Source organism: Candidatus Leptofilum sp., from assembly GCF_965223525.1.
Classification (GTDB): Bacteria; Chloroflexota; Anaerolineae; order Promineifilales; family Promineifilaceae; genus Leptofilum.
Map to the genome: position 1 here is coordinate 1,285,446 of NZ_CBDCWX010000005.1, position 18,218 is coordinate 1,303,663.

Sequence of the window (18,218 nt, forward strand, 5' to 3'; positions counted from 1 at the left end):
ACCCTTCGACAACTCCTCACGAGTAAGGTAAGCTATCCAGCATGTTGATGCTGTTTGATACTTACGAGCGAAAAGTACGGCCGTTCACCCCCCTCAATCCACCCCAAGTAAAATTGTACGCCTGCGGCCTCACCGTTTACGACTACGCCCACATCGGCAATCTGCGTAGCTACATCTTTGAAGATATTTTGCGCCGCGTCCTGGAATTTAACGGGCATGACGTTTTGCACGTCCAGAACATCACCGACGTTGGGCATCTGACCGACGATGCGGATGCGGGTGAAGATAAGATGGAAGTGGGTACGCGCCGCTCTGGCAAAAGCGCCTGGGAAATTGCCGAAATTTATACCGAAGCATTCAAGCAGGATTTAGCCCAGCTACACATCCTTGAGCCGCACATCCGGTGCAAAGCCACCGACCACATTGCCGAGCAAATCACCATGATTCAGTGCATTGAGGCCAACGGCTACACCTACCGCACCAGCGATGGCATCTACTTCGATACGGCCAGGCTGGACGATTACGGCTACCTCGCTCGGCTGAAAATTGAGGGTTTGCAGGCAGGTAGTCGGGTGGCAATGAGCGAAAAGCGCAACCCTACCGACTTTGCCCTGTGGAAGTTTAGCCCACCAGAGGCACAGCGGCAGATGGAGTGGGACAGTCCGTGGGGCGTTGGCTTCCCCGGCTGGCACATCGAATGCTCGGCGATGGCGGCACATTACCTGGGCAACTACTTCGACATTCACTGTGGCGGCGAGGACCACATTATGGTGCATCATCCCAACGAGATTGCCCAGATGCAGGCATGCCACGGCACCCGGCTGGCAAACTTCTGGCTGCATGGCTATTTTTTGCAGCTAGACGGCATGAAGATGTCCAAATCGTCTGGCGACTTTTTGCGGCTGCAAACGTTCCTGGATCGTGGCTATGATCCGCTGGTCTTTCGTTATTTTTGCTTGGGCGGGCATTATCGTTCCAAAATAACGTTTAACTGGCAGGCGATGGATGGAGCGGCGACGGCGCTGCACCGTTTGCGAACGGCAGTTTCCCAATGGCCCGATCCCATCCAACTAGATGCAACCTTCCTCGCCGATTTTACCGCGCAGGTCAACGATGACCTGAACATGCCGCGTGCCCTGGCCGTCGTTTGGAATTTGGTCAAAAGCGACCTGCCCGGCGGCGTGAAAAAAGCGACGATTGTAGAGTTTGACCGCGTGCTTGGCCTGGGTTTGGCCGATTGGCAGCCAGAAGCTGAACAAGCCATCCCTGAAGCGATTCAAGCCTTGACCGAGCAGCGGCAAGCCGCCCGCACCGCCAAAAATTGGGCATAGGCCGATGCCCTGCGCGACCAAATCATTGCCGCAGGCTACGACATCACCGACACACCCAACGGCCCCGAACTCAAACGCAGAGCCGCCAATGCGTGATTGGTACAAAACCATTTACCTCTCGCCCCATCTGGATGATGCGGTGCTTTCATGTGGTGGGCGGATTTTTCTGGAAACGGCCGCTTCCCACCCAACCCTCATCGTTACTCTCATGGCTGGCGAACCCGCGCCAAATTTGCAGCTCTCGGCCTTCGTCCAGGCACTCCACCAACGCTGGGAACTCCCTCAAGCCGCCGTCCGCGCCCGCCGCGCCGAAGATGCCGCTGCCTGCCAAATTCTTGGTGCAGATTTTTTACATTGGGACGTGCCAGACTGCGTCTACCGTACCGATCCGGCCACGGGCGAACCATGCTACCCCACTTGGGAAAGCATCATCACCACCCAGCACCCCGCCGATGATGCGGTGGTTGCCCAACTCACCCAGCAGCTCACCCAACTGCCCCCTGCCGATGAAGTTGTGGTGCCGCTCACGGCGGGCAATCATGTGGATCACAGGCTGGTGCGGCAGGCGGCAGAACGTGCTTTTGGCACGGATCGCCTTCTTTATTATGAAGATTATCCGTATGCAGCAGAGCGTGGGGCGGTAACGGCCGTCCTCCACCCGACCATGCAATCAACCCAAACAGTGCTGCCGGAAACGGCCGTTGCCGCCAAAATCAAAGCCATCTGGGCCTACGCCTCGCAGCGCAGCAGCTTTTTTGCCAGCCGCCAGGATGCCGAGGCCAAAATTCGTACGTATGCGGCACAAGTGGGTGGGGAGCGGTATTGGCGACGGGTTAGAGCGTAGCGGCCATTTGAGGATACGGCCGTTTGTCGTTAAGATTCCGTTGGTTTTAGCGACAGAATCCTCCCATTAGTACCGACTGGCTTGATTATTTACGGGGGGGCAACTTATAATAAACCCTCACACAAGGAGATAGACGACAACCAATCATGGGGCGACTAACGACCAGACAACTTGCCAGCAAAAGAGGCCGTCAAAAAAAAGCGCAGCGCAGTGGCTTACAGCCGGGTGATATGCTGCAAGAACGGTACCGCATCGTGGGGCCATTGGGCGCAGGCGGTTTTAGCTCTGTGTACCAGGCGCGGGATATGCGCTTCCCCAACGTTACCAAGCTGTGTGCTGTTAAAGAAATGGTCATTTCTACCCCAGATCCGCAAATGCGGGCGCTCACCATCAAATCGTTTGAGCGCGAAGCCAGCATGTTGGCTATGCTCGATCATCCCGCTATCCCCGATGTGTCTGACTACTTCACGGAAGGGGACCGCTCTTATCTGATTATTGAATTGATCCGGGGCAAAGATTTAGACGAATGGTTAGAGGAGCAAACTGACCATCTGGATCAGGAGACAGCTATCTCCTGGGCGATGCAGCTATGCGACGCCCTTTACCATTTGCACAGCCAAAAACCGCAGCCCATCGTTTTCCGCGATGTAAAACCGTCTAACATCATGCTGGATCATCGTGAGCGGATTCGCCTGATTGATTTTGGCATCGCCAAAGTGTTTGAGATGGGTGACAAAGGCACGATGATCGGGACGGAGGGATATTCGCCCCCAGAGCAGTACCGGGGGCAGGCGGAGCCAGCCGGGGATATTTATGCGCTGGGGGCCACGCTGCACCATTTGCTCACACGGCAAGACCCACGTCTGGAACCCCCCTTTACCTTTGCCGAACGGCCGATTTCCAAAGTGAACCCCGGTGTGACGCCCGCGTTTGAAGCAATCATCAATCGCTGCCTGGCCTATGATCCCAAAGAGCGCTTTGCCGATGCGAAGGCGTTGAAAGATGCGTTGGAGGTGCTGGCGGTGCGCCCGGCAACGGCCGTATTCGACAGCAATCCCAACTTGCCAATTCCTCAAACTGGCAGCCCTGCTGCTGTGACCCAGACTGGCACCCCTGCTGCCACTACCACGCCAGCGGTTAGCCAAGTGCAGCCCATTTGGCAATTTAAGTGTGAAGATGAGATTCGGGGCAAAGCGGCCGTTGCTGGCAATATGGTACTCGTGGGCGCCTACGACAACAATCTGTACGCTCTGAACAACGAAAATGGTGAATTCATCTGGAAATTCCCTGCTTCAGACAGCGTGGGCGGTAGCACACCATTTATTTATGAAGATAATGTTTTCATTGGCTCTGCCGACAAGCATTTGTACTGCATTCAGCGGCGCACTGGCCGCCAAAATTGGCGCTATGCCACCAACGGTTCTGTTTACGCCTCCCCCGTCGTTCGCTACGATCATGTTTTTTTTGGATCAGATGATGGCCACTTTTATGCACTTGAGGTTCATCAGGGGCGGCCTAAGTGGAAAGCCAATGCGTACGCATCTGTTCGCTCCACTGCTTTTGTAGATGAGGAGCGCATCTTCTTTGGTACCGAAGGCGGCTACATTTTTTGTGTTGAAATTGCCAGCGGCAAGACTAAATGGCAGGCGCAGGCCAAACGGAACGTTACCTCGTCTCCCACTGTGGCAGATGAAATCGTATTTGTAGGTTCTATGGATGGCACTGTGTACGCGCTAGATGCGAATACAGGCTGGATCATTTGGCGATTCCGTTCGCGCCGCCCCATAATTTCATCCCCAGCCGTACACGACGACTCCGTTTATATTGGATCCTCTGATGGTAGCTTATATACGCTCGACATGGATACTGGGCGTCAAAAGTGGACGTTTGAAATAGAAGGCCAAATAGCGTCTTCGCCCGTTGTTTGGAATGATGCCGTCTATTTTGGCGGTACAGACGGCTGCGTTTATTGCCTCAACACCAAGCGGGGCGATATGAATTGGAAATTTGATACGGGGGCACCTGTTATTTCATCACCGACAATTGCTGATGGTGTGGTTTACATCGGCTCCACCAACCATTATATTTATGCATTGCCAGCATAGCTGGCACAATGCACCACGATTGGACTTTATTATGAACGAAACACCACCTTTCATTCAGCCTGAGGAAGAGGCAAGCAAAACAGAAGCCGAGGAAGTGGAAGAAGTTGCAGAGACGTCTCAATTGGAGGAGACGGCCGTTATGCAAGACCCTAATGAAACGGCCGTTATAGACACAGGGCTGCCTCCGAGCAATGCAAACACCAATGACCCCACCTTGCGTGCTGGTGTTCGCTGTGATGTGGGCGCGCGTGAACGAAATGAAGATTCTTGCTTAGTGTTTAGTTCAGAAGCTGGTGGGCATTTTTCTATGCTGCCTTTGGGTCTTTACATTGTGGCAGATGGCATGGGGGGGCACACCAACGGCCATGTAGCCAGCCGCATTGCCTCGCGGGTGGCCGCCCACTACATTTTGACCAAAATTTATATGCCCCTGCTGCAAACGGTGGGGACCCCCAACCAAGTGCCTATTCAGGAAGTGTTGCTGGATGCGGTTCAGGTGGCCAATACGGCCGTCTTTGAAGATGATCCAGAAGTAGATAGCGGTACCACGCTGACGATTGCGCTGGTATTGGGTCGCCGCCTGCATGTGGCTCACGTAGGCGACAGCCGCCTCTATCTGCTGGCCGATGGCAAGTTGGAGCAAATTTCCAGTGACCACTCCCTGGTGCAGCGTTTGCAAGATGTGGGCACGCTTACTGCTGAAGAAGCAACCATGTACCGCTACCGCAACGTGCTGCTGCGGGCAGTGGGCCAGGGAGAAGAAGTTGAAGTAGACACCTACATGCGCTTGCTGCCCCACACGGGTAAATTGCTGCTATGTAGCGATGGCCTATGCGGGTTTATTGATGACGAAAACATTCAGGAAATATTGGAAAAAGATATTTCGCTGCCACAAATGGTAGACGAGCTGTATGAAACTGCGTTAGCAGCCCATAGCAATGACAATGTTACGGCCATTGTGGTAGACTTCTCGCTATAATTGGCAAACAAATTTAGGGAGGGTAATTGTCCAATTGGCAGTTTGTAGGACAGATTTTCGCCAGCATAACAACCGGAAGACGTTCATTCAATTAATGAACCACCTTTACCCTCACTGTTTTCCCAAAATAGATTGTGTAAGTGCAGGTCGGTGTAAGTCAGTAGCATCCAAGGCAGTACGGCCGTAAGTTTATGGATAAAGAGTTTGAGTACTACGCAATTTTAGGAGTGGCACCCCAGGCTACGCTTGAAGAAATTCAGTCAGCCTTTGCTTCACTGCGCGTCAAAATTCCCAAAGAAAAAAGAGACAAAGCCAAAAATCCTGCGTATGCACGGCTGGCCAACGCCTACGAAGTTCTTAGCGATCCGGCTCGCCGCGCCACCTACGATTCGCTACTGGCAGAAACCAAGTCGCTGGATGTTGTGAATTTGCAGGTTACAGCCAGCCGAGATCGCATCAAGGTATCTGATACAGAACAGGTAGTGTACCTGCTGCTAGACATTTCACCCCCAGCCCAGGATACCAAGCAACTCCCCTTAAATTTGAGCCTGGTGCTAGACAAAAGCACATCTATGCAGGGTAGCCGGTTGAGCCATGTGAAAACGGCCGTGGAACTCATTGTGAATAAGCTAGCACCAACAGACACGCTTTCCATTGTCAGTTTTAGCGACCGCGCAGACGTTGATGTGCCGGCAGGTAAGGTGGAAAACCCAACGGCCGTTGTTGGCCAACTACGCGGCGTACAGGCCTCTGGCGGTACCGAAATTTACCAGGGGCTGCAGGCTGCAGTAAAAGAGCTACGCAAGGTTGATCTGGCCAAGCACACCAATTACCTCATTCTGTTAACCGACGGGCATACTTACGGGGATGTTGAGCAATGTCTAGAGCTTGCTCGTCGAGCAGCCAGAGAAAACATCGGCATCAGTGCCTTCGGCCTGGGTACAGAATGGAACGATCAATTTTTGGATACCCTCGTTTCCCCCTCTGGCGGACAATCCAACTTTGTGGAGCAACCAGGCGACATTGTGCAACATCTGCAAAAGCGCATTCAAGGGCTAGGCACCGTTTATGCCAAAAACCTACAGCTCAAGGCAACCCTGCATCGCCAGGCAACTATTCAGTACGGGTTTAAGCTAGAACCATTTGCTCAGCCCCTTGCTTTAGATGATGAGTTTCTGAAACTGGGCAATTTGGAAGGTCGCTCCCCGCTAGCTGCGCTATTGGAATTGAAAATAGCACCTAGCCCGACAGAGACGCGCCTCAAGCTGAACATCGAGGTCATAGCCCATATTCCAGGGCCACAAAAGCGTGAGCAGGCGTTTAAGCAAGCACACCCCCTCATGGTTCTGTCTGACGTAGCCCAAGAAATGCCGCCAGAAAATATTGTGGAAGCGGTACGCGTGATGAACATGTACCGCATGAATGAAAAAGTGTGGCAAGAAGTAGAAGCAGGCCGTCTAGATGTGGCCACCACGCGGATGCACCACCTAAGTACGCGCCTGTTAGAAGCTGGCGAAACGGAGCTAGCACATCAAGCACAACAAGAGATGGATCAGATTTCCAGAGCCGGTACCATGTCTTTAGCAGGGCGCAAAAAGCTGAAGTACGGTACGCGAGCCTTAATCGGTAAAGCAAAGAAGAAGCATGATTAAATGTACAGAGTGCGGTTCCTCGCAAGAAGAGGGATTGCTGTTTTGTAGTGAATGTGGTGGGTTTCTTTTAGTGGAGACAGGGAAAATAACGGCCGTCTTGCCATTTTCCGAATTTGCTAACAGACCCCCCCCACCGCCGTTGGCCAAAGACACACTAGCCCCTGCGGCCGTTGCCCCCAAAATCGCCCTCGTCGTACCCAGCAGCCGCCGTCGCTTCAAATTAACGGTGCAGGATGAAGTTCAAATTGGCCGCGCCTCTTCTGAACTGGTGCCAGAAGTTGATCTGTCTGATGATGATGGTGCAGAAAAAGGCGTCTCGCGCCTTCACGCCAAAATTCATGCCGTGCAAGAAGGCTTAGTGCTAATAGATCTAAACAGCACCAACGGCACGCTGCTAAACAACTACCGCTTGCCGCCCCATGAGCCATACCCGCTGCAAAGCGGCGACGAAATTCGTTTTGGCGACTTGTTGGTTCACATATTTTTGTCGGATTCTGGCTCTGGCACCAATTGACTGTCTCAATTGAAAACGGCATCGTGAGAAATTGTGAGTTTGTATAAAATAGAAATCTAAAGAGGTCAATTGTATGATTACGGTAATTGTTCATATCAGAAACGAAGATGCTTTTGAATGCGAAATTGACGAATTGCCCAGTCCTAGCAGCCAGTTTGTTCAAGTACACAATCCGCGCCTGCGCGATGGCAAAGATTTGCATTACCTGGATGAAGAAGTAACCAGCATGCTAGTGCCCTGGCATCGCATCAACTTTATTCAAATCTTGCCATCTGGTGACCAGGAAGAAGTTGTTAGTTTCGTTCGGTAAACAATATTTAGAGATACGATTTTTCCAAAAAATCGTATCTCTATGTCTCGCAAAAAAATTATGGTTGAACAAATCCCAGATTCGCTAGAGCCAACAGCCCCTCGCCTCATCCTGGTTGTGGATGATGAATCCCGGATGCGGCGCTTTATTCGCATGAATATGGAGTTGGAAGGGTACCAAATTATCGAAGCCGAAAATGGCTTGGTTGCCCTGGAACAAATCCGGCAGCACACGCCAGATTTGGTCATTATGGATGTGATGATGCCAGAGATGGATGGCTTCGAAACGCTAAAATTATTGCGCGAAATTTCGACAGTGCCGGTTATCTTACTTACGGTGAAAAGTGAGGAGGATGACAAAATTCAGGGGTTAAGCCTGGGTGCAGATGATTACGTGACGAAGCCATTTAGCCCCAGAGAGCTGATGATAAGGGTAACGGCCGTTCTCCGACGAGCAGAGTGGCCAGCCCCACCACCTAGAACCATCCTCCGCATAGATGATAGGCTCTCTGTTGATTTCAATCGGCACCAAGTCCTGGTCAATGATGAACGGATTGACCTGCGCCCCACAGAGTACCGTCTGCTCAACCACCTCATTCAAAATGCAGGCTGGGTGGTGCCCCACGAAACCCTGCTCGCCAAAGTATGGGGATACGAATACCGGGATGAAACGCACTATCTGCGCCTATACATCAATTACCTACGCAAAAAAATAGAAGACGACCCGGCCAACCCCTATTACATTCTCACCGAGCGTGGCGTTGGTTACCGCTTTGTAGACTACAAGAAAATCTAAAAGCACTAATTTGGTAGACAACGATTGCTAACAACACAAAAATTCAGAAAAGAGATAAACAAGAAATCGTATCTCTTTACGTAAGTCGAAATAGACGCAAGGGTTTACTTTTCCCGCGTTTTTAATATCATTATCCGTTATGACACACACAATTGCGTCTGACGGCAAGCAATTCTTTGAGCAAATTAACAAGTACCTTAGTGCTGAAGATCGCATTTGCGTACAGGAAGCATTTGCCCTCGCTCGCCGGGAACACGGAGAACAACGCCGTAAGTCTGGCGAGCTTTTTTTTACCCACCCATTAACCGTTGCATACTACATTTCAGAATATTACCTGGATGCCCAAGCGCTCATGGCAGCGTTACTGCATGATGTAGCCGAAGACACACGGGTTACAGTTGAAGAAATTGAAGCCCAGTTTGGTCAAGACGTGGCACGACTGGTTGATGGTGTGACCAAATTAAAAGACGTCACCAAAGGCATTGCCAAACGGAAAGAGCTTTCTAAGCAGGAGATTGAAGATTTAACCCTGCTCAAGCTGTTGGCAGCCATGACTACCGATGTTCGCACCGTCATCATCAAGCTTTTCGATAGGTTGCATAACATGCGAACTATTAAAGCCACACCCCACGGCCGTCAGGTTTACAAGGCCAAAGAGACGCTCTCGGTTTATGCACCATTGGCCAACCGGTTGGGCATCTGGTGGCTAAAAAACGAACTGGAATCCCTCTCGCTGGAGGTGTTGGAGCCCGAAGCACACGCCATTATAAAAAATCGCCTGGCGCAGATTCATAAAGAGCAGCAGGAAGATTACCAAATTGTTAGAGAGCAGATTTTTGAGTGTCTGCTGCAAGCCAATTTGGATGTGCGGCGCGTCTTTTTGGCACCAGAAAATATTTACAGTGTGTACCAGGATTTATGCAAAAATGGCACCCCCTTTTATGATGTAGACAAGACAATGCGGCTGGTGGTGCTGCTAGATGATTGGCAATCTTGTTACCAGGCACTGGGCCATTTGCACCAACTGTGGCAGCCTGTACCTGGCAAATTTGATGATTACGTAGCTGTTGCCCGCGATAATTTGTATCGTTCACTGCATTCGACAGTCGTGCATACCAATGGGCAGCATTTAAAGTTGCGGCTACGCACAGACGCAATGGACAAGGTCTCTGAAATTGGCGTATTGGCGCGCTGGGTGTATGCCGATACGCCCATGTGGACAAGTGGCGTAGCAGGGCGCATGGAAGCGTTCTTTGAAAACATCAACGAAAATATCAATATGGAGCCTCAAGACCCCACGGCCGGTGTACGCGGTGTGGTGGAAGATGTGTTTCGGCAGCAGATTCGCGTGTTTACGCCACGGGGGGATGCTGTGGAATTGGTTGAAGGGGCGACAGCGTTGGATTTTGCCTACGCTATTCACACAGGGTTAGGGGATCAATGTTATTCGGCATTTGTGAATGATATGCACTACTCGTTGAATCGGCCGTTGCTTGATGGTATGAAGGTGCATATCATGAAAAAGGAGCGGGCGCAGCCGCAGCGCGATTGGCTGGATGAAGATTTAGGCTACCTTATGACCAATTATGCCCGTAGCCATGCGCGTCGTTGGTTTAGGCGCTTGCCGCAAAAAGAGGCGGTTTACCAGGGGCTTAAGTTGCTGCAAGATGAGCTGAGTATGCTGGGATTGTACAGTTACCCGCATGATCGTGTGGCGCATGCTTTTAATTACGATAACACGCATGATTTGTATCATGAACTGGGGCGGGCGGAGATTTTGCCAACGGCCGTTACCACCACGCTGGTCGAGGAAATGTGGTCACAAGGGCCCGCCCGCCACACCGGTAAAATTGTCTACTCAGAAGCAGGTGACCAGTTTGTGGTAACTCAGGCAGAAGGGCGCAAAATTCGCCTTTGCGGCACTTGCCACCCGCGCCCGCCTGACTCGATCATTGGTTTTTTGCGCCGGGATGGAGGTGTGACCGTTCATCATGAACGTTGCCATACTTTGAATCCCAGTCGGCTAGCCGGGCGCAAGCTGATTTTAGCCTGGGGGGAAGCGACCCCACGCGAAGTGCGCCAAATTAAGCTGCAAGTCAAAGTGTATGATCGCCCAGGTTTACTGTTTGAAATAACCCAGCTCATGAATGATGAAGGGATCAATATCTCCTACATTCATACCCCAGAGCCGGGTGCGCCAAATGAAGTGCATATTCATCTGGAAATTGAGGTGCTGCGGCCGCGCCAGCTTGTTCGCATTTTGCATCAGATTCGGGCACTGGCCAATGTCTTTTTTGTAGAGATTGTGGATTCATTTACGGTGCCAGAGCCGTTGCTGCCAGCCGACTCCTTCTACCGCCCCGAATAATCCCTGAGCGACAGGTTTTACAGGTGTTATACCCGCGAACGCGGGTATCCAAATTCATTGCGCGGATGGATTCCCGCGCAGGCGGTAATGACATACGCTATGTGCTTACAGATTTTCGATTTCGATTGACTTGACGGGATCGGCTAGCTCAAAGCCAAATATTTTGCCGTAAAAATAGAGCTCACCATCTAGCGTGCGCTTGATGTTTTCCGCACTGCGGAAGCCGTGCTGCTCGCCGGGGAAAGCGACGTAGGCAACCGGGATGCCCTTTGCTTTGACTGCCTCGAACATCATTTCTGCCTGGTTGGGCGGCACAACTTTGTCTTCTAGCCCCTGGAACAGAATGAGCGGGCAGTTGATTTGGTCGGTGTAATGGATAGGAGAACGTTCTGTGTAGAGCTGTTTGGCTTCGGGATATGGCCCAATCATGCTGTCTATGTAGCGGGATTCAAATTTGTGTGTTTCTTTGGCTAAGGCTTCTACATCGCTGACGCCAAAGAAGCTGGCTCCAGCACTGAAGGTATTGTGAAAGGTGAGGGCACACAGTGTCGTGTAGCCACCGGCACTACCGCCACGAATGGCCAAGCGGTTGCCGTCTACTAACCCTTGCCGCACGAGATATTTGGCACTGTTAATGCAATCCTGCACGTCCACAATGCCCCACTGACCATTGAGCCGCTGCCGGTAGGAACGGCCGTATCCCGTGCTGCCCCCATAATTTACATCCAAAACGGCAAAGCCCCGGCTGGTCCAATATTGTGTGCCTAAATTGAGCGTGGTCTGCGTGGCGCTGGTTGGCCCGCCGTGGCTAATCACCAGTAGCGGAGGGGCTTCGCCTTGCGGAGCAGCGAAATCCCGGTTTTGCGGTGGGTAGTAGATGGCGTGTGCCGTTAGCCCATTTTCGGTGGGAAACTCCACTGATTCCGGGACAGAAAGGTAGGCGGTGTCCACCGTTAAATCTGTAGATTGGCGCAGAATTTGGGCATCGTTGGTTTGCAAATTGAGCCGGACGATGGCGTTGGGGCGCGTGGCTGAACCGCCAATGAAATGAGCAAAACCATTGCCCACACGCAGTTGGGAAATGGAGCTGTACGGGGTATCAATTGGGGTCAGCGTCCCCAATTTAGTGTTGAGCCGCGCCAAATGCCAGATGCCATTTTGGGTGTAGGTGCAAATAACGGTGTCGTCGCGTTCAAAACCGTAGGTAGATATGCCAAACGCCCACTGCGGACGGCCGAATTCAGCCTCCATTGGGTACACAGGCTGCGCTGCGCCATCGCGCCAGCGGTATAAATTCCACCAGTTGGTGCGGTCAGAGACGAAGTAGAGTTCGCCGTTGGGCGACCATTCTGGCTGGAAGACAGATTCGTTGCTGCCGCCAGCGATTTTGGTCATGTTATTGAGGGTTGTGCCAGTTTCGTCTAAATCGGCCAGCCACAGTTCGGTGCCGTCCCAGGGCATATTGGGGTGGTTCCAACTGAGCCAGGCAAGCTGACGGCCGTTCGGACTCAAACGGGGCGAGGCATAAAAGTTGTTGCCAGCGGCCAGCACCGCGCCAGCTTCATTGTGGCCATCCAGGTTCAGGCTGACGAGGCTGTTGGTTGGCTCTTCGCCCGGTTCGCTATGGTCTTCTCGAATGCAAAAAAGGCGACCTCGTTTGGCATCTACCGTGCCATCTGCAAATCTGAGAGATTTGCTTGGGGTGAGTGGGTCGGGCTCGCTGTAAGGGTATTGCACGTAGAGCCGCTGGTCTACAAAGTTGGTGAAGTAAATCACGTCGTCGTGGACGGCGTAGCTGCCCCCGCCGTACTCATGGACGCGGGTTCGCACGTTGAATCCGGCGGCAGACAGTTCTTCATAACCACCGTCGGGTGTCCATTTTACCAGGGCGTTACGGCCGTTTTCAGACGGCCGTCCTTCTGTCCAGTAAACAGCATCGCCATCTACCACCAATTGACCCAAACCAATCGAGCCAACCACGATGAGATCAGAGGTTATGGGGGATTTCCAGGAGCCGTAAGGGACGGTCTTTTTTGCCATCTGGGAATAATAAACGTCAATGGCGGAATTGCCAATTGGTTTTGAGCTATTGAGTTATTGCGTATTTCGTATTGCGTGGCTGTCTCTAATTTACGCAATAATGCTCTTTATTTTGTGCCTTCTGCCGTTCGGGCAACCTTCACCAGCCACTGCTGAATCGGAGCCATCTTTTCAAAATGATCGAAGCAAACGTCCAGGAAGCTGTCTGAGGTGACGACGCTGGCGGGGATGTCGCCAGAGCTGGCAAAGAGGGCGGCGTAACGCAGCCAGTCGGCGCGGGGATGATCAGCGTCGAAGCCACGCGGCACACGCTTATAATGTTCCCCGCCGACGGTATAGCCTGCTTGCTGAACGGCCGTAACCGCCTCAATCAACGCTGCCCCCAAAGCATCATCCACCACCGCCTGACGGTACGCGGCTAGCATAGGCTTGGGAAAGCCGTACATCCCCACATGAATGCCCGCTCCGCTGCCGGTTAATCCCAAATGAAAGCCGGGGCATTCGGTTTTTTTGCCGCTGCCTTCCCAAAAGATGATGCCTACATAATCCTTGTAGGGCGTTTTGTCTTTGCTAAAGCGCGTATCGCGGTAGATTCGCATGAGCGAACCAGAGCCGTTGGTGCGGGTATCGTACTGAATGTTGGGGGAAAGATGCTGTAAGCGATTGCCTATCGCTTCGATGAAGGCAATGGCGGGTTCGACGATGTGTGTCTTGTAAAGTTCCTTGCGTGGGTTAAACCAGTCGCGTTCATTATTCTGCACCAAATCGTGCATAAATTGGATACCTTCCGCGGGGAAGTTGGTGAAGGTGGTTGTGCTCATCGGTTTTTTCTCCTTTAAATAAACCTCCCGCAGGTTTCTTGCTAGATTTTGATCACATATGGAACCTGCGGGAGGTTGGTTGCTACTTACTATTGTACGACGAACGGCCGTTGCCAAATTCGACACCGTTACTCACCATTGTAGGGGGCGCACTCCCGTGTGCGCCCAATTTGGGCAGACACGGGGGTCTGCCTCTAACTAGAATCGGGAGGTTCATTCAATAGTTGTAAAGACCAGTATAATAGCCGCATGGCGCATGAAACAAACTTTACCGATTTTTGGCAGCAACATTACCGCAACGACCGTACCCCCTGGGATTTAGGCTACCCGACTCCCGTCTTTGCCCGGCTGGCTGCCAGCGGCGACTATCCACCGGGTCAGATGATTGTGCTGGGAGCCGGGCGTGGCCATGATGCTCGCCTGTTTGCCCGGCATGGCTTCGACGTGTTGGCAGTAGATTTTGCTTCTGAGGCAGTGGCAACGATGCACTTACTGAATGATGCTGCCCATCCGGTGCAGGTTTTGCAGGCGGATATTTTTGAGTTGCCAATGGGGATGAACGGCCGTTTCGATTACATCCTGGAATACACCTGCTTTTGCGCTATAGACCCGGCTCGGCGAGGGGAGTATGCAGCATTAGCCGCACGATTGCTCAAGCCCGGCGGCCTGTACATCGGACTTGCCTTTCCCATTGGCCGCCGCTCTGGCGGGCCGCCCTTCGTCGTGCAGCCAGACGCCATGATTGAACTGCTGTCTGAACACGGGTTCAGCATCCAGCAACGTGAGTTCCCCCACGATTCTGTCCCCTCCCGCCAAAATATTGAAGAACTCATCATCCTAAAAAGATAAAAAGCCAATCACGAATGGCACGAATGAGCGAATAACACGAATTCTGTTTGACATGATTCGTGGCATTCGTCTATTCGTAAAATTCGTGATTTTGCCGGGAGGAGTGAGCATCCTTAGATGCGAACGGCGGGCATTTGAGGATGCTCACTCCTCGGTTTTAGGGCAGGGTGAAAGTGGTGAGTGGGATGTTGTCTTGGCCGTTGGGCTGCTGGAGGCGGCTGGCGTTGGGCAGGTAGAGGCCCGTGGTGACGGTGTAGTCGCCGGGGGGCAGCGTGGCGGGCAGGGTGATGGTGTGCTGGTCGATGATAAATTCGCCGGGGAGCCAGCCGGTGGTGGGGCGCGTCCAGCCTGCGGGGGGGGCATCAGATTGAGCCACAATACGGCCGTCCCCATCCAACACATGTACAAACACCCGATAGCTCTCACTCAACTCGGTCTCAGCCTGCCAAACCAGTTCCAAATTGAGCGTTTCGCCTGCCGCCAGCGACGCTTCATCTAGCGAAAAGCCAACCAGCGTCGCCTGCTCACTGAGAGTGATGCCGACGGCCGTTTCCACCTCAGGCATCTCCAGCAAACGTTCCGGCGCGGTGATGGTGAGCTCGCCCCAGCGGATGGTCTGGCCGTTGGGGAAGGCGAGCTGCCAGTGGTGGTTCCCGTCGGCCAAACGTACTGGCAACTGCAAAAGGGGCTGGCTGCGCCACGCCCCCGCACCAAATTCGGGCAGGGTGATGGGCCAGTTGGCAACGGTCGTTCCATCTTCATCAACTAGACTAAGAGTAACGGCCGTTTCTGCCTGTGCCTTCCAGAAAAGCGTTACTAGTACAGAGTCTCCTGGCGCAGCTTCCGTGCGATCTAGATTGCTGCCCAGCAATGTAGCCGAACTGCTGGTCGCGTTCAGGCGGTGCTGTATGGGCAGCGTGGTAAGCCACGGTTCAGTAGGCGGTTCAACTGTTACCGTGCCTAAATCAAATTGTGGGCCGATGGGTTGGCTATCGGCGGCATAAAACGTGAGTGGTGTGAGGTTGTTTTCCTCAAAAAAGGAGAGCTGTAGTTGGTATTCTCCGGGCGGCGTGCCGGGCAGCAAATCCACAAAGTAGGCGGTGAGGGCGTACTGGTCGGTGGCCCAGCCTGAGGTAGGTGGCGGATTACGCAGCCAACGGTAATCGCGCAATCCTTCGTCTGACCAGCGACGGCCGTTGGCATCCAGCAGCGTTAGCCCCACTTTGTAGTTGGCGGGCAGTGGCTGCAACGCCTGCCAGTAGAGGGTGAGGGTAAGTGGTTGGTTGGCGGGAACGGCGGTCTTCCATTCATCCAAGCCCAGCAGCCGCACCTGCGCCGGATTGCCTGGCGTGCCCAGCGTCACATCCAGCGGCTGTGCCACGTCCGCCAACTTGCCATCTTGCAACCGTGCCTGCCGCAGCGGGGTTTGCCCCGCATCCGCCAGCAGTAGCTTGCTTGCGATGAGCAACAAGGCGACGGTGAACGGTAATCCGTAATCGGTAATCCGTAATCGGTGAACGGTAATCGGTGAACGGTGAGCAGTAATCTGTTTACCGATAACCGATAACCGATAACCGATAACCAGCACTAAAACCAAGCTGAATAGCGCAATCCCATCCGCCGCTAACCGCAGTGGGGTTTCGCGGAAGGTGGCCTGGATGGTAGCATGGCCGTTCGGCACGGGCACTGTTATCCACCCTTCGGGGTCTGAGGGGGTAATTGGCACGGGTTCATCGTTGACTGTGACTTGCCAGCCGGGGAAGTTGAAGATGCGGAGGGTGGTGGTGAAGGGAACGGCCGTTTCGAGTTCGATTTTAGTGGTTAGCGGCTGGTGGTTGGTGGCTAGGATGGTTGCTTCTGGCGATAGGATAGTTTCGTCTAGGCGAGCTTGCCAGGCAGGAGGATTGGTTGGGTCGGGCACGATTTCGACGGCGCGGGGCAGTAATTCGCCACTGGCGGTGCTGCCGAGTGTTTGTGTGGCTTGCTCCCAGGCCACCATGCCTTCTACAGACAAATCATCCGGCATGTCGCACACATCCGGGTAGAGCCAACCCCAATGCCCCACAGATAGCAGGGTGATGGCTACAATCGGTAGGAGGATAGAGAGAGGTTGGGATTTTGGTGGATTTTGGCGTATTGCGTATTGCGTATTGCGTACGCTTCTTGTGGTACGCAATACGCAATACGCAATACCATCATTTAGTCCTCCACACAAAAAGGCAGCTAAAAAGCTAGCGGGAGCCAAAAAGCGCCAGGGGAATTGGAAGGCGGCGAGTTGGGGAACGGCCGTCCACAAAAATTCTGAAGCCTGAACGGTGAGGAAGACGTACCCAGCTAGCCCCACCAGCAAAAAGCCCACCAGCCAGCGGCTGGCCTTCGCTCGTTGCCAGGCCAGTCCCGCCCCAACCAACGCCACAAGGAGCAGCAAAATGCCCAAACCGCGAGGAGGCCAATCGTTTAGCAGGCTAGGGTCTGCGTTGCGGGATAGTGCCAAAAGTTGCTCCAGCGGCAAAAAGTTGTTGAAATATAAAAAGGGCCAAGCGCTGTTGGCTCTTTCAAACTGAATGGCCGACCGCTCCATGGTGGCGGGTAGCCAGAAAAAGGCACTTCCGCCCATGCCTAGCAGCAAACCAACTACCCCACGCCCCAACGTTGCCCGGGAACGGCCGTCTCGCAGCCACCATAGCCCAATCCAGCCCACAAATAGGGGCAGGAAGGCGTAGGCCGTCACGTCATGGGTGTAAACGAGGAGGATAAAGCTGAAAACGGCCGTTCCCAATCCCCAACCATTTTGCTCCTGCTGCCAGCGGTAGAGGCCCCACAGCACCAGCGGCGGCAAGCTCCAGGCCACCGTTTCCGACAGGCTGGCGCGGTAAAAAGCGACGTAAGCGTGAAACGGTGCATACAAGTAAGCCACTGCCGCCACCAGTCCGCCCCAGTTGCCCCAAAAGGTGCGTACCAGCCCCCACATCGTCCAGCCAGAGGCTAAGATGCCTAGCCCGTAAGCTAGATTAAGCGCCACTGGCCAGCTCAGACCGATTTGATGAAATACGGCCGTCATCTGCGCTGAAAAGGGGGATTGAAACATGAAGAGCGGGTAGCCATACCCATGCGCCATCTGCGGTGCCCAGCGGCTGAACAAAATCCCCTCATCCAGCAGCGCCCCCGCCTGCACCGCCCGCCACAAGTGGAACATCGTGTCGAAGCCGCAGCTAATTTGCCTGGTAAACAGCGGCTGCAAAATTGGAACGGCTAAAAGTGTGATGAGAAAGAGGAAAAAGAACGTCTGCCTGCGTGGGAACGGCCGTTGGCTCACGCTTGTTTTATTGGAGGGGGATAAGTCACGGTCACGGGTCATATTGGCAACATTCTCAGAAAATGAGCCGGATCATATCACACCTTGCCGAAATTGTTGTTTCCTGAGCGGTATGTTACAATTTTTGCTTGTTTGTAGCGCAATTCACCATTGCGCTATATTTTTGTCTGGTTGAAATAACAGATGAAAAGAACGCTTCGTAGCTTATCAAATAAAATTGCAAGAATAAGCCAACGTAACACATGGAAGAGGCAATGCTCGATGAACTGCAATCGGCTGGGCATTGTTGTGTGG

General features: G+C 53.1%; 13 protein-coding genes. 10 read left to right on the forward strand and 3 right to left on the reverse strand.

Translation table 11 applies throughout. From position 1 onward, the window contains the following. The first annotated feature begins 41 nt into the window (after positions 1-41). The 9 genes from cysS to ACOQPM_RS11040 all read left to right on the forward strand — a co-directional run bounded on the left by cysS (position 42) and on the right by ACOQPM_RS11040 (position 10,898). Positions 42-1,331, forward strand: a complete 1,290-nt coding sequence (gene cysS, locus ACOQPM_RS11000) for a cysteine--tRNA ligase (RefSeq protein WP_420629306.1) — start codon at positions 42-44, stop codon at positions 1,329-1,331. Positions 1,332-1,419: 88 nt separating this feature from the next. Beyond that, positions 1,420-2,175 (forward strand): PIG-L deacetylase family protein, encoded by a 756-nt coding sequence (locus ACOQPM_RS11005; RefSeq protein WP_420629307.1) that lies wholly within the window; start codon positions 1,420-1,422, stop codon positions 2,173-2,175. 146 nt (positions 2,176-2,321) lie between these two features. Continuing rightward, positions 2,322-4,280, forward strand: a complete 1,959-nt coding sequence (locus ACOQPM_RS11010; RefSeq protein ID WP_420629308.1) for a PQQ-binding-like beta-propeller repeat protein — start codon at positions 2,322-2,324, stop codon at positions 4,278-4,280. A gap of 31 nt (positions 4,281-4,311) precedes the next feature. Next, positions 4,312-5,259 carry a PP2C family protein-serine/threonine phosphatase gene (locus ACOQPM_RS11015; RefSeq protein WP_420629309.1) on the forward strand — a complete coding sequence of 316 codons (948 nt, stop codon included), beginning with the start codon at positions 4,312-4,314 and terminating at the stop codon, positions 5,257-5,259. Between the two features lie 191 nt (positions 5,260-5,450). Next, on the forward strand, positions 5,451-6,911 hold the full coding sequence (locus ACOQPM_RS11020; RefSeq protein ID WP_420629310.1) for a VWA domain-containing protein: 1,461 nt from the start codon (positions 5,451-5,453) through the stop codon (positions 6,909-6,911). Then, positions 6,904-7,425: an FHA domain-containing protein gene (locus ACOQPM_RS11025; RefSeq protein ID WP_420629311.1), complete on the forward strand. Its 522-nt coding sequence runs from the start codon at positions 6,904-6,906 to the stop codon at positions 7,423-7,425. The genes ACOQPM_RS11020 and ACOQPM_RS11025 overlap by 8 nt, the downstream gene beginning before the upstream one ends. Positions 7,426-7,498: 73 nt before the next feature. Further along, positions 7,499-7,735: a hypothetical protein gene (locus ACOQPM_RS11030; protein WP_420629312.1), complete on the forward strand. Its 237-nt coding sequence runs from the start codon at positions 7,499-7,501 to the stop codon at positions 7,733-7,735. A 60-nt stretch (positions 7,736-7,795) separates the two neighbouring features. After that, the gene (locus ACOQPM_RS11035) at positions 7,796-8,530 is read left to right on the forward strand and encodes a response regulator transcription factor (RefSeq protein ID WP_420629313.1); all 735 of its coding nucleotides are present in this window, start codon (positions 7,796-7,798) and stop codon (positions 8,528-8,530) included. Between the two features lie 139 nt (positions 8,531-8,669). After that, positions 8,670-10,898 (forward strand): RelA/SpoT family protein, encoded by a 2,229-nt coding sequence (locus ACOQPM_RS11040; protein WP_420629314.1) that lies wholly within the window; start codon positions 8,670-8,672, stop codon positions 10,896-10,898. A gap of 105 nt (positions 10,899-11,003) precedes the next feature. Here the strand turns inward: ACOQPM_RS11040 and ACOQPM_RS11045 are convergent, their stop codons facing one another. Together ACOQPM_RS11045 and ACOQPM_RS11050 are read right to left on the reverse strand one after the other, a co-directional pair. Next, complete coding sequence (locus ACOQPM_RS11045) at positions 11,004-12,938, reverse strand: S9 family peptidase (RefSeq protein WP_420629315.1); 1,935 nt, start codon at positions 12,936-12,938, stop codon at positions 11,004-11,006. Between the two features lie 107 nt (positions 12,939-13,045). Continuing rightward, positions 13,046-13,759 carry a DUF2461 domain-containing protein gene (locus tag ACOQPM_RS11050; RefSeq protein ID WP_420629316.1) on the reverse strand — a complete coding sequence of 238 codons (714 nt, stop codon included), beginning with the start codon at positions 13,757-13,759 and terminating at the stop codon, positions 13,046-13,048. Positions 13,760-14,008: 249 nt separating this feature from the next. Here ACOQPM_RS11050 and ACOQPM_RS11055 point away from each other — a divergent pair, with 249 nt between their 5' ends. Next, complete coding sequence (locus ACOQPM_RS11055) at positions 14,009-14,608, forward strand: methyltransferase domain-containing protein (RefSeq protein WP_420629317.1); 600 nt, start codon at positions 14,009-14,011, stop codon at positions 14,606-14,608. A gap of 157 nt (positions 14,609-14,765) precedes the next feature. On the opposite strand, the gene ACOQPM_RS11060 is transcribed toward ACOQPM_RS11055, so the two are convergent. After that, on the reverse strand, positions 14,766-17,966 hold the full coding sequence (locus tag ACOQPM_RS11060; protein ID WP_420629318.1) for a hypothetical protein: 3,201 nt from the start codon (positions 17,964-17,966) through the stop codon (positions 14,766-14,768). Between the last annotated feature and the right edge of the window lie 252 nt (positions 17,967-18,218).